We start from the raw sequence: 22,957 nt of genomic DNA, 5'->3' as shown, positions 1-22,957 counted from the left end.
CGACCAAACCATTCATAGGCTGGGAGATGAGTGATGAAGGTTGGAATCATAGGGTCAGGGGAAATTGGCGGCTCGCTGGCACGACGGCTCTCGACGCTGGGCCATGATGTTTTCATCGCCAATTCGCGCGGCCCGGGATCGCTTGCAGATCTCGCCGCCGAAACCGGCGCCAAGGCGGTGACCATCCATGAGGCGGCGCGCAGTGGCGAGGTCGTCTTCGTCGCAATCCCGGCCTTCAGGATCGTCGATCTGCCGAAGGATCTCTTCGACGGTGTGGATGCCGATGTCGCCGTCGTGGAGACGGGGAATTACTATCCCCAGGAGCGGGATGGGCGGATCGATCCGATCGAGGATGGTGCGGCTGAAAGCCGTTGGGTCGCAGATCAGCTCGGCCGCCCGGTGCTGAAGGCCATCAACAACCTGCACTGGCAGAGCCTGCTCAACGGCGGCAAGCCGGCAGGCACGCCGGGACGCATCGCGTTGCCGGTGGCCGGCGACAATGCGAGCCACAAGGAGAGAGTCATCAAGCTCTTCGACGAGCTGGGCTATGACGGGATCGACGCCGGCCCTCTCGACGAGTCCTGGCGGCAGCAGCCGGGCACCCCGGTTTATGCTGCCAATCTCGACGCGGAAGGCGTCCGCAAGGCGCTGGCCGAGGCGAGCCCGGAGCGCAAACCGGAGTTCCGCGCGACGCCCGGCAGCAGCATCGGCAAGCCATAGGAGGTCTTGATGGACATGGGGCTTACAGGTCGAACCGCCTTGGTGACCGGTGCGAGCCAAGGCATCGGCGAGGCGATCGCCCGAGCATTGCACGCCGAGGGTGCCAATGTGGCGCTCTTGGCTCGCAGCGAGGGCAAGCTGGTATCGATCGTCGAGGCGCTGGGAGATAGGGCGTTTGCGGTCGGCGGCGACGTCACCAACGAAGAGAGCTTAGCGCAGGCGCTTGCCACGATCGAAGCGAAGCTCGGGCCGATCGACATTGTCGTGAATAATGCGGGTGGCTTAAGGTCGTCGACGGGCGGGCTGTTCCGGCCTTTCGAGGATGTCCCTGACGTCGATTGGCTGGAGACCTGGGAGTTCAACGTCCTTTCCGTGGTGCGTATCACTAGGGCGTTGGCACCAGCGATGGCGGAACGCGGATGGGGACGGATCATCAACATCTCGTCGGAAAGCGGCATCCAGCCCGACGCCGTCGCTATCGAATATGCCTCGGCCAAAAGCGCGCTGAACATCCTGACGAAGGGGCTCTCCAAGACCTACGCAAGCCGCGGGGTGTTCGTGAACGTGGTATCGCCGGCCTACGTAGATACCCCCATCGTCCGCGACCTGCTGTCGCAGCAGGAGGGCGCGGAGCATCTTTCGCCGGACGAACTGGCCGCTCATTTCCTGCCGGTCCTTCGCCCCAACATCGGGGTCGGCCGCCCCGGCAATCCGGAAGACGTTGCGGCCGCCGTCGTCTTCCTCGCGTCGGATCAGGCAGGCTTCATAACCGGCACCAACCTCCGCGTCGATGGCGGTTCAGTAATGGCAATCTAGGACAGGCAGCCGGCATATTGACCAATTTGTCGCTCGATCTGCGTAATCTTCAATGTGCGATCTCGGCCGCCGAGGCGGGTAGCTTTCGCCGAGCTGCCGAGACGCTCGGACTTCCGCAGTCGTCCGTGAGCCGGCGTATTCAGTTATTGGAGCGCCGGCTCGGATTCCCTCTGTTCATACGCAGTCCTGCTGGCATTCAGGTCACACCTGCAGGAAGGCTCTTTCTCGAGAGCGCGGTGGACGCGGCCGAGCGATTCGACGGTGCAGCGCGCGAGGCCGTCGCTGTCCACCGGCGACAGAGCCGCGATCTCCGGGTCGGCGTGTCGCGGACAAGTGGGCGCCTCCTTCGCGCGCTGGGCGCGTTTCGGGCACGCTATCCAGCAGTCAGAATGATGCTCGGCGAATACTCCCACGTTGACGCGCAACGCAGTGTAGCAGCAGGCGAGCTCGACGTAGCGTTTGTTCATCGAGGCGGCGATCTGCCGACCTGCGCCACTAAGGAGCTTTGGCGAGAGGGGATCTACGTCGTGCTTCCTCGCGATCATCGCCTCTCCAGCAAGGCCGAAGTGACCTGGGCCGACATTGGCGGGGAGACCTTCGTTTCCTGTGTGGGTGGACCTTGCTCAGATATTCTGGACTGTCTGACGATGCGGCTGGTAAGCGAGAATGGGCTGCCGAACATTGAGGTGCACGCGGTCTCGGAAGCCGGCATCTACGATCTGGTCGCGATGGGCTATGGGATCACGCTGACGAATGATTCAGTCGTGCGGACCGAGCCAGACCGGCTTGCTGTCCGACCTATGCGTGGCGAAGCTGAGGCTATGTCGATGATGGCTATCTGGCGAAAACACGGAGCACACCCGGTCGCGACGAAGTTGGTGACGATCGCCGAAACGCTAGGTCGGGATGATCGGTTGTCGCGATAAGGCACAAACTGCCGGCTCCTGCCAGACGCTGGCCGCCAGCCTAACGTCCTGTCCGGCGAGCACGCGCAAACTCTCGATCGGTCGCCATGAACCGCTCCAACATCGGGGCGATGAGCCGGGCCGGATCTGAAACGGGTTGTCCCGACTGCGCAGAGAGCACGGCGGCATACTCCGAGAGATCGCGATGGAGGCCGGCAGGGAGCTCGATATTGATCTTCACCGGCTTGTCATCGTCGATCGAGGTGATCTTCAGCTTTCCCATCATTGCTCTCCGTAGGGCTCGAGGATCATGTCGCGGGTCACGATTACCCGAACCGGGAAACCAGGACGGATCGTGAGGGTCGGCGCCACGTTCAGTTGGCGACGCACGATCTGCTGCCCTGCATCGTTGAATGTGTTCTGACTGCCGTTTCGGATAGCACGGAGCAGCGTGTCGTCATTGTCGATCGCCAATTCAGTCCCGACACTGAGCAGTGTCGACAACCCAGCCGCTTTGGCCAGCTCCAGCCAATGGAAATTTACTCCGTCTTGCAGGCCGGCGAAGCCTTCAGCATCTGCCCCTGGTGAGCGCTCGAGGACGAAGGATCTGCCATCAGGGAAAAGAAGACGATTCCAGACGAGCAATACGCGAGACTGCCCAAATTGGACGCTGCTATCGTATTGGCCGATCAGTCGCGTACCTTGGGGAACAAGAAGGATGCGGCCTGTCAGGCTGTCGTAGGTGTTCTCCGTCACCTGAGCGGTGATCTGGCCCGGCAAATCCGACCGTATGCCAGTGATAAGCGCCGCCGAGATAACAGCACCAGCTTGCAGAATGTTTCGGGATGGCGGCGACGTCACCCGCTCGGTCGAAACCGTCCGACGTTCGGGTGCCGCATTGAGGAAGGCAGCCTGGCGATCCTGCGCTGTGGATAGGGTATTCGGCGGCGCCCCTGCTGTCCCGGTCCCGGAATCTAACACGCCGGCAGACACAGGTGGCGCCTCGGCACCGCGCGCCTCCGACGTGGCGAAGAGACGTGCTGTTCGAGCGGACTCAATTTCCTGAAAGCGCCTTTGGCGCTCTGGACTGACCCGTGGCGCCGATCCGGGGGCGCCAGTCGCGCCTGCCGCCGGAATATCCTGTCCGCGCTGCTGCGCGCTCAGAATCGGCTTTCCGAGGTCGCCTGGGAGGGGTGGCCCCAATTTAGGGACGGTCGCATAGTCTCGGGGAAGAGCGGCCACGCCATCGGCGGTCGGCCTGTTCTCGGTCGAATACTGGTCCTCGGGCGCATGCACAGCATGTCTGGTCTGCAGCGCATAGACCAACGCGCCGCCCACGCCGAGGGTCGCGCCGAGGCCGATGGTAGCAAGCACGCGGCGAGAGAGCCTCGTGACGCGGGGCGGTTCGGCGCGCAGGCGCATTGCTGCGGGGTTGATCGGCTCGCCGGTCAGCGGCTCGCCGTCTTCATCCGGCCGCTCGTCTGGCGAAGGCGGATGCTCGGTCACTTCGCGGGCCTGCCGTCGGTCCGGACGATGCGGACGCGCTGCTGCTTATTGTCGGACCCATACCGCAATTCTGCGGCTGCAAAGAGCCGATCGACGATCATATGACGGCCGCGGACGCGGTAGTTGACCAGCTCGGAGGTTTTGCCGCTGTCGCCGACGACGAACAGCGGCGGCATCTCGCCTTGAGCGATGCCGGTCGGGAACTCGATGAAGACCTGCTGCCCGTCGTCGAAGGCGCGCAGGGGACGCCACGGCGCCTTGTCGCCCTCGATGGCGTATCGGAAGTTGATGGCGGCGAGGTCGATCCCGGTGGCGACGGTTGGCGAAGCCTGAGCGGCGGCGCTTTGGTTGCGCAGCGCGATCAGCTCATCTTGCGGGTACTGCCACGACACCGACGCCATGTAGGTCCGCTCGGTCGAGTGTAACTCCATATGATAGGTTCGCAGACTGGTGTTGATGATGAGGTTCGTCGTCAGGTCGGTCCTGGTGGGTTTGACGAGGATGTGGACCTGCTGCGCCGCGCCAGCCCCGCTCATTGTGTCCCCGAAGATCCAGCGAACGGTATCTCCTGCTGCTACCGGTCCCGATCCGACGAGTTGCTCCCCAGGCTGGAGCGCGATGTCGGTGATCTGCCCGATGGCGGTATAGACTTGATAGAGCGCGCCGGGTGTGAACGGGTAAACCTGCATCGAGTTGATGAAGCCGTCGCGGACGGGCTGCATGCGTGCGGCGGCGTTGGCGAGGTTGATGCGAACGGCCGGATCGACCGGCTCGGGTGGGCGGGCGCTTCGTTCGATTGGCTTGAGCTGTCCCGGCAGCGGCAGCGGCTTGGGCACCTCGACGACGGTGACGGGTGCGGGAGGTTCCGGCATCACCGTGGCCGGGGCCGCATCGTCATAGGTGATCTTCGGAGGCGGGGTCGTCGCCGCACATCCTGGCATAGCGCCGAGCGCCGACAGGCCGGCGAGCACAATGCACGGCTTTACGGAAAAGCGTGAAACCGCAGAGCCGGCTTTACGGAAAGTCGGCTTCATTGCCCTAGCTCCCGAGACCAATTGATTGCGTTGACGTAGATTCCGAGCGGGTTCTTCCGCACCGTGTCGGCGTCGCGCGGGGCTTGCACGACGGTTGTCAGGATCGCGGTCCAGCGCTCCGTGGTGCCGAGCTGGCCGTTCTCGTACCGGCGTTCGATCCAGGCGACGCGGAAGCTGCTGGGCGACGCACGGATGACGCTCGAGACTTCGACGGAGACCTGCTGGCGACCGACCTTGCTGAACGGGTCGTTGGCCCGCGCGTAGTCATTGAGCGCGGCGGCGCCGCGATCGGTGGTGAAGTCGTATGCGCGCAGCCAGTTCTGCCGGACGATGATCGCATCGGCCGGGACGGAGCGCACCTCCTCGATAAATCTCCCGAGGTGGAATGCGATCTGCGCATCGGTGGGCTGGTAGTCGGCCGTTGCCGGCCCGACGGCCTGCGCCTGGCCGAGGCGGTCGGTTTGCACCACCCAAGGGACCACCGATCCACGAGCAGACTGCCAGACGAGTGCAGCGGCGAAGCCCGCTGACAGGAAGAGCGAGCCGAACGCCATGTAGCGCCAGTTGCGAGCCTGCAGCCGAGCAGAGCCGATACGATCGTCCCAGACCTGCGCGGCGCGCTGATATGGCGTCTCCGGCGCGGGGACCTTCCCGTAATGTGTCGAGGGTCTCTTGAACATCAGCCGTTGCCTTCGGAGAGGTTGATGGATGCCCCGCCGCCGCCCGCATCGCCCGAGCGGACCGCGTGCGCCGTCGCCTGCACGGCATGGGTCATGCGCTGGGAGTGACGCATGCGGCGTGCCCAAGCCGGCGGCCCGTCGCCTTGGCTAGGCGCGCTTTCGTTGGTCGGTGTCGGGCGCGGGGCACCGCCGGTGAGGACGGCGCGACCACCCTCGTTGAAGCTTGACTGCATGGAGTCTCTGGCGCGGGAGGCGGCGCGCCGCAGAGGAGAAGCGGCGGCTTGAGCGCCAGCGCGTGCGCCGCCACCCAGCCCGGAGGCGACGCCGGAAATACCGGACTCCCCGGCCGCGCCGAGGCTGTAGGCGGTCGATGCGCCGCCAGCGACCGCAGCGCCTCCGCGCGCCGCGGCGGCAGCGGCGCCGGCGAGCGCGGACCCTCCCGTTGCGGCAGCACCGACGGCCCCGGCGCCGAGCGCGACGACGCCGCCCGCAGCGAGGCCGGTGCCGACAGCCGCACCGGCGCTGAGCTGCGGACCACCGGAGACGATGCCGCTTGCGATGCCCGGCCCGAAGATCCCGAGGCCGAGGAGCGACAATGCCGCGAGCGCGATTGCCATCGCCTCGTCTATCGTCGGGGTCGGCCCGGCAAAGCCGTTTGTGAACTCGGAGAAGAGCGTCGATCCGATGCCGATGATGACGGCGAGGACCAAGACCTTGATCCCCGATGAGATCACATTGCCGAGGACGCGCTCAGCCATGAAGGCGGATTTGCCGAACAGGCCGAACGGGATCAGCACGAAGCCCGCGAGCGTGGTCAGCTTGAACTCGATCAGCGTGACGAAAAGCTGGATTGCCAGAATGAAGAAGGCGAGCAGCACCAGCACCCACGCGAAGAACATGCAGGCGATCTGGATGAAATTCTCGAAGAAGGACCAGTAGCCCATCAGGTCCGAGATCGAGTCGAGGATGGGCCTCCCGGCATCGAGCCCGGTTTGGGCGACGCGGCCTGGGCGGAGCAGGTCGGCGGTCGTGAAGCTCGTGCCGCTCGCCTTCAGGCCGAGGCCGGCGAAGCTCTCGAAGACGATTCTGGCAAGGTTGTTCCAGTTGCCGATGATGTAGGCGAAGACGCCCACGAACAGGGTCTTCTTGACCAGTCGCGCGAGAATGTCGTCGTCGGCGCCCCAGGACCAGAACAGAGCCGCGAGCGTGACGTCGATGACGATCAGCGTGGTCGCGATGAAGGCGACCTCTCCGCCGAGCAGGCCGAATCCCCCGTCGATGTAGCGGGTGAAGACCTCAAGAAAGTGGTCGATGACGCCGGTATTGTTCATGGGGCTGGCGCCTCCGTGCCGGCCTTCGGCCTGTCGGCAGTGGCGGGCGCTTGGATCAGTCCGGCCGGCCGGGCACCGGGTGCGAGAAATCGGCGCCGGTTCTCTGCCCATGCCTTCAGGCAGTCACGATCGCGCGGTCCGGCTTCGCCTAGCTCCTGGCACCTGACCAGTTCGACGCGGAGGGGATCGCCCTCTCGCCCGGCGGATGGGGTCACAGTCGGACGCACAATCGGCGCCTTGTCGCGCGTCATTTCGACGGCTGTCGCCGTGATGGCGATCGCGACGAAGACCCCGGCACCAATCCGGGCAAAGAACTTCCCGTCCATCGGCGGGTCAGTTGCCGTTGTTCTGGAACATGCGCGCGTTGCCGGGCTGGTAGCCAGTGCCCGGCGTGAGGAAACGCCGGCGCTGTTCGCGCCCTTGCTCGACGGCCGCGGATCTCTCTGCTTCGGAAAGCGCCTGCGCGCGTCCGTTTGCGGACACGACGGCGGTCAGGTCGGCGAGCTGCTGGGCCTGCAAGGCGAGGAGCTGGTTCCCGGCTTGCGTCGCCTGAAGCGCGCCCGTCGCGCCTTGGCTGCGGCCGATGAGCGCGCTCATCTCGGTCCGGTTGGTGTCGATGTTTCCAACGACGCCGGCTTGTACCCGCATGGCGTCCTGCAGGCCGCCGACTGTGTTTTGCCAGCGTTCGCGCGCGCCGGCGACGAGTTGCTGATCCGTGGCGGAGAGCGAGGCGTTCCCATAGGTCGTGCGGAATGCCTGATCGATGTTCTCGACGTTGTAGGCGATCCGCTGCGCCTGGCCGAGCAGCTGTTGGGTCTGCTGGACCGATTGCTGAAGCTGCTGGAGCGAGGAGTATGGCAGGCTCGCAAGATTGCGGCCCTGATTGATGAGCATTGCCGCTTCGTTCTGTAACGAGGTGATCTGGTTGTTGATCTGCTGGAGCGTGCGAGCGGCGGTAAGGATGTTCTGCGCATAGTTGCGCGGGTCGAACACGATCCCACCGAACTGCGCATGGGCGGGCTGCGCCGGCATCAGTCCGGCGGTCATCGCACCGCTCAGGAGGAGCATCGAGATGCGGATGCTGCGACCGGGTCGAGGTTTCATGGTGTCGTCTCCTTATTTTCTAGGATGGGGATGAGATCGGCCGCCCAACCGAGGTCGTGATGCTGAAGCCAGGCCGCGAGGAAGTCCGCGCGGTCGTGTTCGGCTAGGATCGTGGCGATCGCGGACTGATCCGCGCGCGAGGAGGCACCGCAGAGCGCGAGCGCGACTTTAGAGAGACCGAGCTCGAAGAGCCGGTTTCCTTTCCGGGATTGGCAGTAATAGTCGCGCTTGGGCATCGCCCGCGCGAGGATCTCGATCTGGCGGTCGTTCAGGCCGAACCGCCGGTAGATGGCGGTGATCTGAGGCTCAATCGCGCGTTCGTTGGGGAGCAGGATACGGGTTTGGCAGCTCTCGATGATGGCCGGCGCAATCGCGGAGCCGTCGATGTCGGACAGTGACTGTGTGGCGAAGAGCACGCTCGCGTTCTTTTTGCGGAGCGTCTTGAGCCATTCCCGGAGTTGACCGGCAAACCCCTCGTCGTCGAGGGCGAGCCAGCCCTCGTCGATGATAATGAGGGTTGGGCTTCCGTCGAGCCGGTCGCCGATGCGGTGGAACAGGTAGGCAAGCACGGCCGGTGCGGCTGCGGTGCCGATAAGCCCCTCGGTTTCGAACGCCTGCACGGTCGCCTCGCCGAGATATTCGGTCTCGGCGTCGAGGAGGCGGCCATAGGGACCGCCGACACAATAGGGGCGCAGCGCCTGTTTGAGGTCGTTCGATTGCAGAAGGACCGAGAGCCCGGTCATCGTCCGCTCCGACGCCGGAGCAGAGGCCAGCGACGTCAGCGCCGACCAGATATGCTCCTTCGTCTCGGGCGAAAGCGTGATGGTCTCGCGTGCGAGGATCGCCGCAATCCAGTCGGCCGCCCAGGACCGTTCGGCAGCGTCGTCGATCCGCGCGAGCGGTTGCAGCGAGACGCTTTGATCGGAGCCGTCAGTGAGGCCGCCTCCAAGGTCATGCCAGTCGCCGCCCATGGCGAGCGCTGCGGCGCGGATCGAGCCGCCGAAGTCGAAGGCGAAGACCTGAGCGCCAGCGTATCGGCGAAACTGAAGCGCCATGAGCGCTAAGAGCACCGACTTGCCGGCGCCCGTCGGGCCGACGATCAGCGTGTGGCCTACGTCGCCGACATGGATGGACAGCCGGAACGGGGTGGAGCCATCGGTCTTGCCGTAGAGCAAGGGGGGGGCGCCAAAATGCTCGTCCCGTTCCGGCCCCGCCCACACCGCCGACAGCGGGATTATGTGTGCGAGGTTCAATGTCGAGATCGGGGGTTGCCGGACGTTGGCGTAGACGTGGCCGGGGAGGCTACCGAGCCAAGCGTCGACCGCGTTGATCGTCTCGGGCATCGCGGTGAAGTCGCGGCCCTGGATCACCTTTTCTGCGAGGCGGAGCTTTTCGGCCGCGATGCGAGGATCGTTGTCCCAGACGGTGATGGTCGCCGTGACATAGGCTTGGCCGGCATAGTCCGCGCCTAGCTCCTGCAGAGCGAGGTCGGCGTCCGCAGCCTTGTTGGCCGCGTCGCTGTCGACCAGCACCGAGGCCTCGTTCGTCATCACCTCCTTGAGGATCGCGGCGATCGACTTGCGCTTGGCGAACCACTGGCGCCGGATTTTGGTCAGGAGCCTCGTGGCATCGGTCTTGTCGAGCAGGATCGCGCGGGTCGACCAACGATAAGGGAAGGCGAGCCGGTTGAGTTCGTCGAGTATCCCCGGCGTCGTCGCCGTCGGGAAGCCGACTATCGACAATACGCGCAGGTGCGCCGTGCCCAGCCGTGGCTCGAGGCCACCTGTAAGCGGTTGGTCTGCGAGAAGCGCGTCGAGATACATCGGCGTTTCGGGCACGCGGACGCGATGCCGCTTGGTCGAGACCGTCGAGTGCAGGTAGGTCAGAGTCTCGGCATCGCCGAGCCACGCGCTCTCGGGCATGAAAGCGTCGATAAGCTGGAGGATTCGGTCGGTGCGGTCGACAAATCCGCGAAGGATTTCGAACGCGTCGACACCGCCTTGGTCCCGTCCTTCGTAGAGCCAGCTTTCGGCGCGGGCGGCGTCCTCGCCCGGAGGCAGGTAGAGGAACGTGAGGTAGTAGCTCGACTCGAAATGGCTGCCTTCCTCCTCGAAGTCCGCTTTCCGCTCGGCGTCCACCAGCGCGGATGCGTTGTCCGGAAATTCGCTCGACGGGTAGGTTGCAGCCTCGTGGCGCTGTGCTTCGACGAAAATCGACCAGCCTGAGCCGAGACGTCGGAAGGCATTGTTGAGGCGTGCGGCGACTGCGACCAGTTCTGCCGGAACGGCGCTATCGAGGTCTGGCCCGCGAAAGCGCGCGGTGCGCTGGAACGATCCGTCCTTGTTGAGGACCACCCCCTCGCTGGCAAGTCCGACCCAAGGGAGGAAATCGGCGAGCCGGGAATTGCGGTTGCGGTATTCGGCGAGGCTCATCATGTCGCGCACCCTCAAACCGATAGGTGCGTTGGAAAGCGGAGGTGGCGCCTCACCACGTCGACAAATTGCGGGTCGCGCTTCGCTGCCCAGACTGCGGCCACATGCCCGATCAGGCCGATGGCGATTCCCGCGACCCAGAGGCGCAGGCCGAGACCGACCGCGCCGGCAAGCGTCCCGTTGAGGATCGCGATCGAGCGCGGGGCACCCCCAAGTAGGATATGCTCGGTCAGGGCGCGGTGAACCGGGACCGAGAAGCCGGGGACGTCGCCCGCAGGATCGGCGCCCAGCGCCATCAAACCAGCGCCCCGCCGCCGAACGAGAAGAATGACAGGAAGAAGCTGGATGCGGCGAAGGCGATCGAGAGACCGAACACGATCTGGATGAGTCGGCGAAATCCGCCGGAGCTGTCTCCGAACGCGAGGGTCAGGCCGGTCACAATGATGACAATGACCGACAGGATTTTCGCCACCGGCCCCTCGATCGATTCTAGAATCGATTGGAGCGGCGCCTCCCAAGGCATCGACGATCCCGAGGCGTGAGCGGCTGGGGCGAATGCGACCGAGAAGGCGATGAAGGAAACGACTGTCGTGAGGCGACGGGCGCTGGACACGCGGATGGTCATGACGGATCTCCTGTGACGGGCGAGAAGATGAGGGACACTCGGTAGTCGCCATCGCCTGTCAGCCCTTCGACGCGCGCCAGTTCGGCAAGCCGCCGGGCTGCGCCCCGGCCGGACAGGACGGCGACGATGTCGATCGTCTCCGCGATGAGCGCGCGCGGGACGGTGATGACCGCTTCTTGTATGAGCTGCTCCATGCGGCGGAGCGCGCCCATCGCGCTTCCGGCATGGATCGTGCCGATCCCGCCGGGATGTCCGGTGCCCCAGGCCTTGAGGAGGTCTAGCGCCTCCGCGCCGCGAACCTCGCCGATCGGAATCCGGTCGGGACGGAGCCGAAGGGACGAGCGGACGAGGTCGGAAAGCGTCGCGACGCCGTCCTTGGTTCGCATGGCGACCAGGTTCGGGGCGGCGCATTGCAACTCGCGCGTGTCCTCGATCAGCACGACACGGTCGCTGGTCTTGGCGACTTCGGCCAGCAGGGCGTTGGTGAGCGTCGTCTTGCCGGTGGAGGTGCCGCCAGCAACGAGGATATTGCGGCGTTCGGCGACGGCGACGCGCAGCGCGTCCGCGTGCGCCGCTGGCATCACGCCGGTCCAGACATAGTCGTCGAGCGTGAACAGCGCGACGGCGGGCTTGCGGATGGCGAAGGTTGGCGCGGTGACGACGGGCGGCAGAAGGCCCTCAAAGCGCTCGCCGGTTTCCGGCAGTTCGGCGGAAACGCGCGGCGCGCCGGCGTGAACCTCGGCGCCGACATGGTGCGCGACTAGCCTGATGATCCTCTCCCCGTCTTCGGGCGAGAGCGTCGCCTCAGTCTCGACCAGTCCTTCCGCGAGGCGATCGACCCAGAGTCGGCCGTCCGGGTTGAGCATGACTTCGACCACGGCCGGGTCTTCCAGAAACTGCGCGATTGACGGTCCGAGCGCGGTGCTGAGCATGCGCGCGCCGCGTCGGAGCGCTTCTCGTTTGGCGTGCAGGTTTGTCACCCTTGCCCCGTCCGATTACCGGCCACGCACGTCGCGCGGCCCTGCGTGGGGCAGATAGAGGAGGCAGAAACCTAGGCATTTCAACAAGTGTCGAGTGGTCATCGCACTGTAGCGTGCAAAGACAGGCAATCGGCGGGTTACAGGCCCGCTCTGCGGCCGCTCTCGACCAAGGTCAGTCGCTCAGGTGCGCGCTAATGATCGTCCGGTCTCGACGAAAGCTGCCACCGTCGGCAGCGCCCGATATAGATCATCCGGGTAACTCTTGGACGGATCCGCAAGCCTTGCACTTGGTCTTAAGTCTGAGCGCGGCTATCACGCCTGGCTTTCGCGCTTGAAGCGCGTCCTCGGCGTGATTGGGATGGACCGCGGGCGGCCTCGGCCACGATACACCTCCGTTTCGAGCCAATCCTCTTCATGAGAGAGCTCGGAAGCCTCTACCTCGCGCCACCAGTGGCGACGGACGGCGTCCCATTTGTAACCCCGTGACTTCAATCCGTCCTTGGCCTCAAAGGGGGCGCCGATGGCGTCGATACGATGGCTGTCGCGTTCGCACCTGTCCAGAAGGTGGGCGAGGACGGAGCGGCCATCTGGTGCCATTGTCCCCAGTAGTGTGATCAGCGCGCTTGTGTCGTTTCCGGCGCGGTGGCCATCGAAGAACCATCCGCTCTGCAGCACGAGGTGGCCCAGTGCCCGACCGTCATAGCCGAGGTCGCGCCAATCCAGCTGAGATAGGCTGCATGCCCAAGGAAAGTCCGAGAGGCTCGGGAATCGCCGGTCTAGGAAAGGGCGATCGAACGCGGCGTTGTGGGCGATGACGATGTCAGAAGCGCCGACCATTTCGAGGATCGCCTCGTCGTCGAACCGCTGCCCGCACAGGTCGCGATCGACGAGTCCGGTCAGCCGCGAGATATCGGCGCTGAGAGGGCGTTGCGGGTCCTCCAACCACGACCTCGCGCGCTCGATCTCGACGATGCGCTTCCCCCCATCGAAAATCATGCGTTGGACGGCGATCTCGATGATCCGGTCGTTGGTCGGATCGAGACCCGTAGTTTCCGTGTCGACGACCGCCGCGATGCGCTCGCCGGCGACGGTGGCCCGCAGCCGCTTGACGCCAGCATTCGCATCAACCTCCCGCAGGACACGATAGCCAGGCATCGATGACAGCCTGAGTGCGAGATCCTCGCCACTGGGCTCGTCGGAGCCTGACGACCTTCCTCCCGCGCGGTCGGCCGGCGAACCCGCGAGGCGGTGACGAATCCGATCCAAGAGGCCTGCCACGATCAGAGATCCACGATGTGCCGATACAGCGGGGCTGCGAACACGTAGCCCGGTGGCAGGCTCTTGAAGAGATTGACACCGTCGCTCTGCGGATAGTTGAGGTGCTGATGTTCGTCGAGCTTCGAGACGGGCACCTCGATCACCTGCGCGGTGGCGAGGCCGGCACCGGAATGCTGGTAGATCGTCCGTCGCTCAGGCAGCCGGTATGGTGAGACGGCGAGCGATCCGCCGTAGTGTCCGCAATTGCAGATGATCACGTTGCAGAAGGCCATCCTGGCGACGGCCTCCGCGACGTGACGGAAGGACGTGGCATCCTTGTTGAGCGCGAGGATGAAGAGATGGTGGACCTTGCCGCGATACATCGCGATCCGCTCGAGATCGAGGAAGTCGTAGCAGACCATCACGCCGAAGCTGCCGATGTCGCCGCCGTCGAGCAGCCAGACCGATGGGTCCTCCTTGAAGGAACACGATATCGCCTGGAGCTTCTTCTTCTCCTCGGGTGCCGGATAGGTCTTCCCGATCCGGCGCGTGGTCGTCTTCGCTCCCATCTTCTTACCGCGCCAAACGCGGGGAACGATGAGGAGCGCGTCGTTGTGGACTTGTCCCGCGGAGTTCCCATCCCGGTAGTCGAAGCCAGCGATCACCACCGATTCCATCTTCGTCGCCATCGTGCGCAGCTTCGCTTCGAAACCCGTAGGGACTGCCAGTTCGGGAAGCACGATAATGTGTGGAGGCGGTTCCTCCTGATGGAACGTCGCGAAGAAGGAGCGGATCTCGATGATCGCCCGCTCTTCCTCGCATGCGGTCATCTTCGTGTTCGTCACCCACGCCGCGGCAGGATCGAGTGATGTCTGGATTAGCCCGATCTTCAACTTCTCCTCGAGGCTGGACACGTGTGGCGTCGTCATTGGAGATCCTCCGGCTCGGCCGCATCGCCCTCGCCCAACCGTCCGACATGCTGCAATCGAACGGGTATGAGCTGCCTGGGCTCGTATTCTAGGACGGTCATCTGGCTTCGGGTCAGGACCAGCTGTGCCCTCTCGATCACATCGATCAGCACGGGGAGGCTCTTGATCGGCCGGTCGAACTCGACGTCGTCGGCCGCGCCACCGAAGAGGTTCCCGAACAATGAGGGAAAGTCGAGGAGCAGGGCGCTCTCCAGCGAGCGGGGAAGGAGGCATGCCTGGAGAATCTTCAGCGTGAACGACGAGATAGGCAGACGCTCGAGATCCCAGGCGACCAAGTCCACTAGGCTGCGCTCCTGTCCCCGGATGTTCCAAGCCGAAGGCAGGCTGAAGTCATGCCGCAGCGTTCCCCAAAGCAACTGGCCGACCGGTCTGAGCCGGCGTGCCCACTTGCGATCATTGTCGTCCAAATTCTCCCGGTATCTGTAGTCCTCGAGCCCTTCCGGATGGAGGTGCACCGGCTTCGCCCGCGCCACCGAGCGCCAGCCTTCCCAGGTAAGCCGCTCGTTCGTGAGGACGTCGGCTGGCGGGTCCTTCCAGGACGGGTCGACGAAGACGTTCTCCGGGTGGATCAGGTCGAGGCCATCTATGTCTGGTCCGCCGAACTCGCCGAACGCCGTCAGCATCTGCCTTGCGATTTCCAGAGCGGTCCACTCCGATCGGCGCGGATCGTTCGGCTCACGCTCCCTTGCGAAGGCCGCCCAGTCCAGCAACGTCATCTCGCCTTTCTCGGCGGCGAGGCTCGCCTTCACGGAGGCAACGACGGGATCTGATGGCGGGAGGCCGGCAAACTCCGCCGGGTTCGCGCGAGCGGCCTCGATCAGCCAGCCCGCATCGTCTGTGCGAAGCAGGTCCGGATAGCGGACGAGACGCGCCCACGCTTTGGCCGGCAGCCTTGCAGGGTATCGCCGCAGACTGAGCCAGTCCTGTGGAATGTTCGGGTCGTGCGCGGCTTCGATTCTCGGCCAGTAGGACGGCGGCAGATCCCGATGCGCGCGTGTCGTCGACAGGAATAGGTGATACCAGCTGCCGATCGGAACGCGGGTGGCGGCGGCGAGGGCTTCGAACGTGTCACCGCCGATCGCCGCCATGACGCGCTGACGCATCTTCTCGGAGAGCTGAGGGGCGACTTGCTCTACCTCCGCGGCGCCGAGGAGCAGAGCGGCGACATAGGCACGCCTGGCGTCATGCTGGAAGTGCTGGAGGGACGCAGTCTCTGCGGCCATGGGGACGAAACGGTCCAGGTCCGTGCTCAGTACGCTCTCAAGGAAGGAGATCGCAGCGTTCCTCTCCCGGTGTAGCAGGTTGGGCCGGTTGACGTCCGCGCAAGCGGTCAAGATGTGCCGGGAGAGTGCCTGGACGGCCGTCGCACCGAGGTAGCAGCACAGGAGACGGGTTTCCCCGTTTCGATTCTCGTCCATCCACCTCGTCAGCCTGCCTAGGCCGTCGTGGCCTGTCGTGCGGCAGAAGTCGATGACGCGCAGGAACAGTCGCACCTTGTCCGGGTGTGCCGCGAAGGCCTCGAAGAGGAGGCCGAAGTGTCGATCCAGAAGGTTGCGCCAACCCTTCCTCTCGAGGTCGTCGAGTTCCGCAACGCGCTTCTCGAGGCTCGCGATCTCCATCTCGTTCGCTTCGTCGGTGGCTCTGCCGCTGCGTCTGTCCTTGTCTCTCTTGTCGAGGTGGCCCTGCATCGAGCGACGTGCGGCGAGGAGATCGTCGTTCGGGCGGAAAAGGGCCGGCGTAAGCAATGCGATCCGCGCGGCAGCAAATGCCATGCGGGTGTCACCCCGAATCTCCTGCTCGGGGATGTTGGCGAGCAGCAGCCACTCCAGCTGCTCAAGTCGCTGACTGCGTCCGGCATCAGTCAAGAGGTCGAAGTCGGTCGCGGCCAGCATCGACACTTGGGCCAGGGTACGGGTCATGAGCTGCGTGGGCTTCCGCCCGTCGACCATTGACGCCTTCCTTGCGCGGGTCATCGCCTCTTCGGCATTCGGGGGCCTCTCGATCTCTTTCTCGTCTTCCAGCCTCTCTGGATGGATGAGCCACTTAAGTTCGGGAGGAACGTATTTATCCGGCTCGACCTTTACGCCGATCCCGGATGCTTCCAGCAGTCCGATATAGGTTCGGATCCAATCCAGAAGGGCTTCGAAGTCGTAGGCCAGGACTTCATGGTCGTCGACGAAGCGGAAGTGAGCGATTTCCCGGTTCTCGAGCAGCAGCCTGTCGGCTTCTAGGTCGATCGAGAGCATTGCCACGTTCGCCAAGAAGCCGCCGACGAAGAGGCCTGTAGGGATGCCGTCGAACTCGCCGGATGACACAGGCGGGTTGATCGCTTCCCTCATGTCTTCCGAGACGCCTGAGGCATCCACCTCGAACACGAGCATCTGGCGGAGTAGTTCAGCCAGAACCGGCTCGTCGCCGATGCCTTGGACGTGATCATCGAACCCCCGTCGAATGGCCTCGACCCGCACGGAGGGGTAGAACTTCATGAGGTCGAACGATCCAGCGAACATGGTGCCGCCCTCCGGAGCCTTCCGGATCCAGAACTGCGCATCCAGGTATCGCAGGCCGTCCGATTGGCCGAGGGCGCGTAGATCGCTCTCGTCGAGCAGCTCAGGGTCGAGCCGTTCGTTGACCATCCGCCGCGCCGTCAGCGAGATGTGGCGCCGGTACAGTGGCCAGCTGTGCTTGAACCGGCGGTATAGATGCCCAGCCGCATGCCTGTAGGGCCCGATGTTCAGCCGAGAGGCCTTTCCCGTCTCCTGTCCCTCATCATACCACGCGGCGCGGTATAATCGGTTCCCGTAGCTCCAAGGGGGCATCTTCCGGTCCAGTTCGGGACCCAGGACGGTCGCGACCGCCGCCCAGGCGACCTGGTCGCGGACGGACACCTCGAAGAACTGGCGCATCCTCGGCGCGCCCTGCTTGTCCGGGTTCTTGGGCTGCGGCACGAGGCGCAGCGGCCGGTTCGACCAGCGGCCTTCGGCGAAGGCGGCGCAGATGGCGTCGAGTTCAGCCTCGAGGTTCAGCTCGAAGGCCGCGACTTCGGCTGGATCATACAGGCTGTCAGCCGCTTGGTATGCACGGCGCACCTTTCGCCATGCCCAGAGCGCGGTCTCTGGCAGCTGGAGCAACTCGTGCCATGTCATACTAAGAGGCCTCTGACCCTTCGTAGATGGTCGTTCAGATCATCGGCTCCCGGCGGCAGCCGCTTTGGTATCGCCGTGACACCGATCTCCGCAAGCCGATCGACCAGATGCCGGGCGAAGCGGGAGCCGGCGGCATCGCGGTCGCCAAAGATCGCGACGTTGCGGCCGCGAAGCAAGTCGAGCGTTGCATCCTCGAGACGAGCGTTCGCGCCGACGAGCCCGATGGCGGGCATGCCGAGTTCGTGGGCTGAGACGACGTCAGTGACGCCTTCGCAAATGGAGATCGTGGCCGTGCCGTCAGTTAGCGCGGACCGGTTGAACACTGGGGGCAGGAGACTGTTCGGACAGAGCCAGCGCCACTGCGTGCCGCTGTCTGGGCGCCGCGCCTGAAGATACGCGACGTTGCCGTCTATAATGAAGGGGAACAGGAGGTAGCCGGCTGGAAAAACGAACCGGTCTCCGAACTTGCCATCGCAGACGAGCCCGCAGCGCCGCAACCTTTCCAGGCCGAAGCGGGCTACCGCCTTCCTCATTGCCTTGCCGCGATCACCGATCTGGCCGACGCGGAAATGCGCTATGGTCTCGGCACTGAAGCCGCGGCTGGCCAGGTAGTCGTAGCCGGACGAACTCAGCTTGGAATCAAGTAGCAGCCATTCGAAGGCTTCGTGGTCGGGCGCGACGGCGTGTTCCGCCTTGGCGGACACGCTCGAAGCGCGCTTGGCGGCCGCCGCTCTACCGGCTGGCCTTCGCCCCATTTCCGGCCGCACTGAGGCGCCGCCGAGATGCCGATCAGTGAGCCATTCGCAAGCGTCGACGAAGCTGATATCGCGCATCTTCATCACGAGATCGATCACGTCGCCGTTTTCGCCACATGCATAGCAGGTGAAGCGGTTAGTCGCTGATCGAATGGAAAAGGAGGGATTGCGATCATCGTGGCCGGGCAGACGGCAACGTCCGGTGCCGCCAGCCGTCAGCCCGAATCCGAGGTCGATCGCGACCGCACGCAAAGGGATTGCGCGGATGCTCGCGAGGTCGAACTTGTTGCGGCCTGCACTTGCAGTCCTTTTGTAGGTCGCAAAACGCATCAGCTATTCTACGTTGTGGCAAGAGATTATTCCACGGCCGTTATCACTGATCGACATACCTAGGGTGTCTTCCAACATCTAATGTCAGGTTCTGCCGATACTCGTCGTTCGACGCGAATGCCCCGAACGACCGAAATGTCCCAAGTGCGGTCATTCGGGCGGTGTTTCGTCTTCGGGAATCTCGTTCCGCAGCTTCGGTCCGTTGGCGAGGCGGCGACCGAGCGCCGTGACGAAGGCGTCGTATCGTTCACTGGCCTTTGCGCGGGCAGCCTGGGCGGCAGGCTCGGGCAAAGCGGGCGTGGTTGTCAGCCAGAACCTCACGAAGATGGCCAGCGTCTCGATCGAGATGCCTAGGTCGCGCTCGATCCGCGCCAATCGCCGGTCTAGCTGGTCGAGCCGCTTGGCCGTGACGGCTTCCTGTCGCTCGGCGGCGTCCGGCGACAGGAACGACGCGATGCCCGCCTCGGCGACCAGCGATAGCGAATGTCCGCGACGGACGGCGTAAGCGGTGAGGGCGTCGAGCACGTCATTGTCGAGATAGACCGACAGCCGCTGTTTCTTTGCCATGTCGGCCTCCTAAAGCTCGATGCCGTCGCCGGGGTCGAGTGAGGCCTGCCGCGCCGCCATCCGCATCGTGTCGCGCATGCGACTGGTGCGCGCTATGTCGTCCTCGGCCTCGTCGTCGGCATCGAAATCAAATTCGCTGATCGGTTTGGCCGGCTCTGGTGGAGGCGCACGGTCGATCTCGGGCTGGCGCCGCTGTTCGGAGCCGGTCGTGTCCTCGTCATCAGTCGCGACGGTGGACGGCGGCGCAGCGTCCGCCGGCGGGTGGGGAAGAGCGAGCCTGCTCCAGTCGTCCGGCGCAGGGGCAGCGATTTTGCGCAGGACGGGTGGGCTGATCACCCGTTCCTGCAAGCGGCGGTCCTCGAAATAGCGTGCCTTCTGTGCCCGGATCGGCGGCGTTCCCGCGACCATGACGATCTCGTCGCCTGCCGGGAGCTGCATGATTTCACCCGGGGTCAGGAGCGGACGGGCGGTTTCCGACCGGGAGACCATCATGTGCCCGAGCCAGGGCGACAGCCGGTGGCCGGCATAGTTCTTCATCGCCTTCATCTCGGTGGCGGTGCCGAGCGCGTCGGACACCCGTTTCGCTGTGCGTTCGTCGTTGGTCGCGAAGCTCACCCGGACATGGCAGTTGTCGAGGATCGAGTTGTTGGGGCCGTAAGCCTTATCGATCTGGTTGAGCGATTGGGCGATGAGGAAGCTCTTGAGGCCATAACCGGCCATGAAAGCCAGGGCGCTCTCGAAAAAGTCGAGGCGTCCGAGCGCGGGAAACTCGTCGAGCATGAGGAGCAGGCGATGCCGGCCCGCCTTCGCCTGCAGATCCTCGGTGAGGCGGCGGCCGACTTGATTGAGGATAAGCCGGATCAGCGGCTTCGTCCGGTTGATGTCCGAGGGCGGCACGACGAGGTAGAGCGTCGTCGGGTGCTTGCCGCTGACTAGGTCGGTGATGCGCCAATCGCAGCGGCGCGTAACCTCGGCAACGACGGGATCGCGATAGAGGCCAAGGAACGACATGGCGGTGGAGAGCACGCCGGATCGCTCATTCTCAGACTTGTTGAGAAGCTCCCGCGCCGCGCTGGCGATGACGGGGTGCGGCCCGGCTTCGCCGAGATGGGCAGTCTTCATCATCGCCCCGAGGGTCGAATCGATCGGGCGCCGGGGATCTGACAGGAACGCGGCGACACCGGCGAGGGTCTTGTCCTTCTCGGCGTAGAGGACATGAAGAATTGCACCGACCAGCAGGGCGTGGCTGGTCTTCTCCCAGTGGTTGCGCTTTTCGAGGCTGCCTTCCGGGTCGACGAGGATGTCCGCGATATTCTGGACGTCGCGCACTTCCCATTCGCCGCGCCGTACTTCGAGGAGCGGGTTATAGGCGGCCGACATGGCGTTGGTCGGGTCGAACAGCAGCACGCGGCCAAAGCGCGAGCGATAACCGGCGGTCAGCGTCCAGTTCTCTCCCTTGATATCGTGGACGATCGCGGAGCCGGGCCAGGTGAGGAGTGAAGGGACGACGAGGCCGACGCCCTTGCCGGAACGGGTCGGCGCGAAGCAGAGCACATGCTCCGGGCCGTCATGGCGGAGATAATCACGATCAAGTTTCCCCAGGATCACCCCGTCTTGATCGAGGAGGTGGGCAGCCTTCACCTCGTCGAGGCGGGCCCAGCGCGCCGAGCCATAGGTCTCCACATTCTGTGCCTCCCGCGCCCGCCATACCGACATTCCGATCGCGACGATTGTGGCGACGATCCCGCCTGACGCGGCGATCATGCCGCCCTCGGCGAACACCGAAGGCGCGTAGGCATCATAGAAATACCACCACCAGAAGAGTGCGGGCGGGTAGTAGATCGGCCAGCGTCCGATGGTGAACCATGGCGCGCCAAGACCGTCCTGAAATCCGAGCCGGTACGCCGTCCATTCGGTCGCGCCCCATGTCGTGAGCAGGACGATCAGGAAGACGGCGAGGATTTGGCCCCAGAGTATCTTGGTCGCGGACATGATCGATCCTTGATTGGGTTAGAGGGCGAGGCCGCGCTTGCGGGAGGTCCAGTCGACCCCGCCATCGGGTCTTGCGACGCCGCTGATGTGCTGGCCGAGCTGGCGGTCGATCGACGGCGTCCAGGGCACGAGCTGGAATCCCATGCCATCGTCGATCATCGCGAAGCGGCCCGACGCGAGCGTCAGGCGCTGGCGGTAGGTGCCGGCGACGTACTCGCCGCTGGCGGTGCCGACGTGTCGCCGCCCGGTCTCCGTCGCGATCTTTTCCGCCGCGCTCGCCAGTTCGCGTTGCCGGAGGGTGTCGATCAGTCCGGGGTTGAACGTGACGCCGATGCCCCGCTGCTCGGCCAGACCGCGTTGGATCAAATGCTGGGCCCGTCGATCCAGCGCGTCCCGGACTTCGGCGCCAAACCCGGCGCTGGCGAGCGCGGGCGGGTTGCGCGAGATGGCCTGACGGTCGAGCCAGGTCGCGCCATCCGCCGCGATCTGCCCGCTAACGTCGAGATCGGAGCGCACGGCCAGCGCCGTGCGCTGGGCGCCGCGCGCGTCATGGAAGCGGCGAAGCTCGACGATAGAGCCGGGAGCGCTGTCGCCAGCCGCGTCGAAGTCGGGGAGTTTGATGTGGTGGGTGCGGCCATCGACGCCGTCGACGACGGCATAGGCCGTTCCCTTCAATTCGTCGTCGAGGCCGCGCGAAACGAGACGGCCGACGATCGGGTCGCTGATCGTCTCGGCCGCCAGCACATAGCTCGCGGCACTGCGGTCGATCCCACTGGTGGCAAGCCCACGGTGGATGCGTTTGATAATATCGCCGCGTTCGCCGAGCTGACGAAGCGTCGCCTCGGCCTGTTCCGAGACTGTCCATTGTCCCGGCCCGATCTCCTCGGCGAGAGCCAGCGCCTCGAGTTTGCGAAGACGCCCGATCTTGAGAACGTGGAATGCGTCAGGTTGCCGGTTGGCTGATGGCGCGAGGTCTATGACGCCGGTCCTGTAGGCGTCGCGGGCAAGCTGCCGATCGAGGCTGGTCCATCGCTCGGCGTCGATCTGGCGTTCAAGGGTGCGGCGGATTTCGAGGTCGGTGCGAGGGCCGAGTTCCTGAGTGACAAGATCGCGCGCGCGGTCGCGCATGCCTTCTTTGATGTAGTCGCGAGATATGACGAGATTTTCGCCGTCGTCCCGCACGCCGCGCACGATCAGGTGAACGTGGGGATGCTCCGTGTTCCAATGGTCCACCGCCGCCCAATCGAGGCGCGTGCCGAGATCCTGCTCCATCTGCCCGGCCAGGTCCCGGGTGAAGGCCTTGAGGTCGGACATCTCGACGGCGTCGTCTGGCGAGACGATGAAGCGGAAGTGATGACGGTCGTCGGCGCTGCGCTCGGCGAAGCCCTTTGCATCGACATCGCCGCCGCCGGGCCCGAACAGGCGCGCCTTCTCTCCGTCCCGGGTAACCCCGTCGCGACGCAGATAGCTCAGGTGTGTGGCCAGCGGCGCATTACGTCCGCCGAGCCGGACCACTCGCGCTTTCACCACCACGCCGCGCGTGCGCGCCGTGAGCAAGCGGTTGGCCTGAATGGACGCGCGTTGCCCGCGGCCGAAACGGGAGCGGCTCCCCGAGGACAGATTTCCGCGCCGAGAAATCATTCCCCCGGCGCGCTGGGCAGCGGCGAGGGCCTGGGAAATGAAGGGTCGCGCGGCCTGCGTCTTCGTCGAGCGTATACGGCCTGGACGGATGCGGATGGTGTCGTCGCCGGTCATCGGCGTCGCTCCGCACATCGCGAAACGTCGGCT

At 64.8% G+C, this 22,957-nt stretch carries 20 protein-coding genes and 1 pseudogene; 3 read left to right on the top strand and 18 right to left on the bottom strand.

Annotated features, from left to right (window positions below):
- Positions 1–33 precede the first annotated feature (33 nt).
- The 3 genes from HL653_RS04520 to HL653_RS04510 are packed head-to-tail and all read left to right on the top strand — an operon-like array spanning position 34 to position 2,462.
- Positions 34–720 (top strand): NADPH-dependent F420 reductase, encoded by a 687-nt coding sequence (locus tag HL653_RS04520; RefSeq protein ID WP_171743460.1) that lies wholly within the window; start codon positions 34–36, stop codon positions 718–720.
- A gap of 9 nt (positions 721–729) precedes the next feature.
- Positions 730–1,536 carry an SDR family NAD(P)-dependent oxidoreductase gene (locus tag HL653_RS04515; protein ID WP_171743459.1) on the top strand — a complete coding sequence of 269 codons (807 nt, stop codon included), beginning with the start codon at positions 730–732 and terminating at the stop codon, positions 1,534–1,536.
- 17 nt (positions 1,537–1,553) lie between these two features.
- Complete coding sequence (locus tag HL653_RS04510) at positions 1,554–2,462, top strand: LysR family transcriptional regulator (protein ID WP_171743458.1); 909 nt, start codon at positions 1,554–1,556, stop codon at positions 2,460–2,462.
- Positions 2,463–2,502: 40 nt separating this feature from the next.
- Here the strand turns inward: HL653_RS04510 and HL653_RS04505 are convergent, their stop codons facing one another.
- The 18 genes and pseudogenes from HL653_RS04505 to HL653_RS04420 all read right to left on the bottom strand — a co-directional run bounded on the left by HL653_RS04505 (position 2,503) and on the right by HL653_RS04420 (position 22,924).
- Positions 2,503–2,724 (bottom strand): DUF2274 domain-containing protein, encoded by a 222-nt coding sequence (locus HL653_RS04505; RefSeq protein ID WP_171746775.1) that lies wholly within the window; start codon positions 2,722–2,724, stop codon positions 2,503–2,505.
- Positions 2,724–3,863 carry a TrbI/VirB10 family protein gene (locus HL653_RS04500; protein WP_171746774.1) on the bottom strand — a complete coding sequence of 380 codons (1,140 nt, stop codon included), beginning with the start codon at positions 3,861–3,863 and terminating at the stop codon, positions 2,724–2,726. The genes HL653_RS04505 and HL653_RS04500 overlap by 1 nt, the downstream gene beginning before the upstream one ends.
- A gap of 80 nt (positions 3,864–3,943) precedes the next feature.
- Positions 3,944–4,981 (bottom strand): P-type conjugative transfer protein TrbG, encoded by a 1,038-nt coding sequence (gene trbG, locus HL653_RS04495; RefSeq protein WP_171743457.1) that lies wholly within the window; start codon positions 4,979–4,981, stop codon positions 3,944–3,946.
- Positions 4,978–5,661, bottom strand: a complete 684-nt coding sequence (trbF, locus tag HL653_RS04490) for a conjugal transfer protein TrbF (protein ID WP_171743456.1) — start codon at positions 5,659–5,661, stop codon at positions 4,978–4,980. Before trbF ends, trbG begins: the two co-directional genes overlap by 4 nt.
- On the bottom strand, positions 5,661–6,992 hold the full coding sequence (trbL, locus tag HL653_RS04485) for a P-type conjugative transfer protein TrbL (protein ID WP_171743455.1): 1,332 nt from the start codon (positions 6,990–6,992) through the stop codon (positions 5,661–5,663). The genes trbF and trbL overlap by 1 nt, the downstream gene beginning before the upstream one ends.
- On the bottom strand, positions 6,989–7,318 hold the full coding sequence (gene trbK-alt / locus HL653_RS04480) for a putative entry exclusion protein TrbK-alt (protein WP_171743454.1): 330 nt from the start codon (positions 7,316–7,318) through the stop codon (positions 6,989–6,991). Before trbK-alt ends, trbL begins: the two co-directional genes overlap by 4 nt.
- A gap of 7 nt (positions 7,319–7,325) precedes the next feature.
- Positions 7,326–8,060, bottom strand: coding sequence for a P-type conjugative transfer protein TrbJ (gene trbJ / locus HL653_RS04475; protein ID WP_253717982.1), 735 nt, complete (start codon positions 8,058–8,060; stop codon positions 7,326–7,328).
- A gap of 32 nt (positions 8,061–8,092) precedes the next feature.
- A complete protein-coding gene (gene trbE, locus HL653_RS04470) occupies positions 8,093–10,531 on the bottom strand; it encodes a conjugal transfer protein TrbE (RefSeq protein ID WP_171743452.1) in 2,439 nt (812 codons plus the stop codon).
- A gap of 11 nt (positions 10,532–10,542) precedes the next feature.
- Positions 10,543–10,824 carry a VirB3 family type IV secretion system protein gene (locus HL653_RS04465; protein WP_171743451.1) on the bottom strand — a complete coding sequence of 94 codons (282 nt, stop codon included), beginning with the start codon at positions 10,822–10,824 and terminating at the stop codon, positions 10,543–10,545.
- A pseudogene (locus tag HL653_RS04460) lies at positions 10,824–11,081 on the bottom strand (TrbC/VirB2 family protein); the annotation flags it as partial. The gene HL653_RS04465 and the pseudogene HL653_RS04460, both read right to left, overlap by 1 nt.
- Before the next feature lie 68 nt (positions 11,082–11,149).
- Entirely contained in the window at positions 11,150–12,085 is a 936-nt protein-coding gene (gene trbB / locus HL653_RS04455) for a P-type conjugative transfer ATPase TrbB (protein WP_171743449.1), read from the bottom strand.
- 360 nt (positions 12,086–12,445) lie between these two features.
- Positions 12,446–13,288: a 3'-5' exonuclease gene (locus HL653_RS04450; protein ID WP_171743448.1), complete on the bottom strand. Its 843-nt coding sequence runs from the start codon at positions 13,286–13,288 to the stop codon at positions 12,446–12,448.
- 125 nt (positions 13,289–13,413) lie between these two features.
- Entirely contained in the window at positions 13,414–14,319 is a 906-nt protein-coding gene (locus HL653_RS04445; protein WP_171743447.1) for a hypothetical protein, read from the bottom strand.
- Positions 14,316–17,525 (bottom strand): RNA-directed DNA polymerase, encoded by a 3,210-nt coding sequence (locus tag HL653_RS04440; protein ID WP_171743446.1) that lies wholly within the window; start codon positions 17,523–17,525, stop codon positions 14,316–14,318. Before HL653_RS04440 ends, HL653_RS04445 begins: the two co-directional genes overlap by 4 nt.
- On the bottom strand, positions 17,522–18,610 hold the full coding sequence (locus HL653_RS04435; RefSeq protein WP_171743445.1) for a CHC2 zinc finger domain-containing protein: 1,089 nt from the start codon (positions 18,608–18,610) through the stop codon (positions 17,522–17,524). Before HL653_RS04435 ends, HL653_RS04440 begins: the two co-directional genes overlap by 4 nt.
- 150 nt (positions 18,611–18,760) lie before the next feature.
- The gene (locus tag HL653_RS04430; protein ID WP_171743444.1) at positions 18,761–19,177 is read right to left on the bottom strand and encodes a CopG family transcriptional regulator; all 417 of its coding nucleotides are present in this window, start codon (positions 19,175–19,177) and stop codon (positions 18,761–18,763) included.
- A 9-nt stretch (positions 19,178–19,186) separates the two neighbouring features.
- Positions 19,187–21,169: a conjugal transfer protein TraG gene (locus HL653_RS04425; protein ID WP_171743443.1), complete on the bottom strand. Its 1,983-nt coding sequence runs from the start codon at positions 21,167–21,169 to the stop codon at positions 19,187–19,189.
- An 18-nt stretch (positions 21,170–21,187) separates the two neighbouring features.
- Positions 21,188–22,924, bottom strand: a complete 1,737-nt coding sequence (locus HL653_RS04420) for a VirD2 family relaxase/mobilization nuclease (protein WP_171743442.1) — start codon at positions 22,922–22,924, stop codon at positions 21,188–21,190.
- Positions 22,925–22,957 lie beyond the last annotated feature (33 nt).

The sequence above is a fragment of the Sphingomonas sp. AP4-R1 genome (genome assembly GCF_013113735.1).
GTDB lineage: Bacteria > Pseudomonadota > Alphaproteobacteria > Sphingomonadales > Sphingomonadaceae > Sphingomonas_I.
Note: the sequence above shows the minus strand (reverse complement) of the source record. Positions and strands in the feature narration are given on the sequence as shown.

Excerpts from the sequence above, each read along its gene's own strand:
- trbJ (WP_253717982.1), bottom strand. The coding sequence starts at position 8,060 with ATGCTCCTCCTGAGCGGTGCGATGACCGCCGGACTGATGCCGGCGCAG.
- HL653_RS04505 (WP_171746775.1), bottom strand. The coding sequence starts at position 2,724 with ATGGGAAAGCTGAAGATCACCTCGATCGACGATGACAAGCCGGTGAAG.
- trbK-alt (WP_171743454.1), bottom strand. The coding sequence starts at position 7,318 with ATGGACGGGAAGTTCTTTGCCCGGATTGGTGCCGGGGTCTTCGTCGCG.
- HL653_RS04450 (WP_171743448.1), bottom strand. The coding sequence starts at position 13,288 with ATGCCTGGCTATCGTGTCCTGCGGGAGGTTGATGCGAATGCTGGCGTC.
- HL653_RS04430 (WP_171743444.1), bottom strand. The coding sequence starts at position 19,177 with ATGGCAAAGAAACAGCGGCTGTCGGTCTATCTCGACAATGACGTGCTC.
- HL653_RS04465 (WP_171743451.1), bottom strand. The coding sequence starts at position 10,824 with ATGGCGCTGGGCGCCGATCCTGCGGGCGACGTCCCCGGCTTCTCGGTC.
- HL653_RS04440 (WP_171743446.1), bottom strand. The coding sequence starts at position 17,525 with ATGACATGGCACGAGTTGCTCCAGCTGCCAGAGACCGCGCTCTGGGCA.
- HL653_RS04435 (WP_171743445.1), bottom strand. The coding sequence starts at position 18,610 with ATGCGTTTTGCGACCTACAAAAGGACTGCAAGTGCAGGCCGCAACAAG.
- HL653_RS04425 (WP_171743443.1), bottom strand. The coding sequence starts at position 21,169 with ATGTCCGCGACCAAGATACTCTGGGGCCAAATCCTCGCCGTCTTCCTG.
- HL653_RS04420 (WP_171743442.1), bottom strand. The coding sequence starts at position 22,924 with ATGACCGGCGACGACACCATCCGCATCCGTCCAGGCCGTATACGCTCG.
- trbF (WP_171743456.1), bottom strand. The coding sequence starts at position 5,661 with ATGTTCAAGAGACCCTCGACACATTACGGGAAGGTCCCCGCGCCGGAG.
- HL653_RS04515 (WP_171743459.1), top strand. The coding sequence starts at position 730 with ATGGACATGGGGCTTACAGGTCGAACCGCCTTGGTGACCGGTGCGAGC.
- HL653_RS04520 (WP_171743460.1), top strand. The coding sequence starts at position 34 with ATGAAGGTTGGAATCATAGGGTCAGGGGAAATTGGCGGCTCGCTGGCA.
- trbE (WP_171743452.1), bottom strand. The coding sequence starts at position 10,531 with ATGATGAGCCTCGCCGAATACCGCAACCGCAATTCCCGGCTCGCCGAT.
- HL653_RS04445 (WP_171743447.1), bottom strand. The coding sequence starts at position 14,319 with ATGACGACGCCACACGTGTCCAGCCTCGAGGAGAAGTTGAAGATCGGG.
- trbG (WP_171743457.1), bottom strand. The coding sequence starts at position 4,981 with ATGAAGCCGACTTTCCGTAAAGCCGGCTCTGCGGTTTCACGCTTTTCC.
- HL653_RS04500 (WP_171746774.1), bottom strand. The coding sequence starts at position 3,863 with ATGCGCCTGCGCGCCGAACCGCCCCGCGTCACGAGGCTCTCTCGCCGC.
- trbL (WP_171743455.1), bottom strand. The coding sequence starts at position 6,992 with ATGAACAATACCGGCGTCATCGACCACTTTCTTGAGGTCTTCACCCGC.
- trbB (WP_171743449.1), bottom strand. The coding sequence starts at position 12,085 with ATGCTCAGCACCGCGCTCGGACCGTCAATCGCGCAGTTTCTGGAAGAC.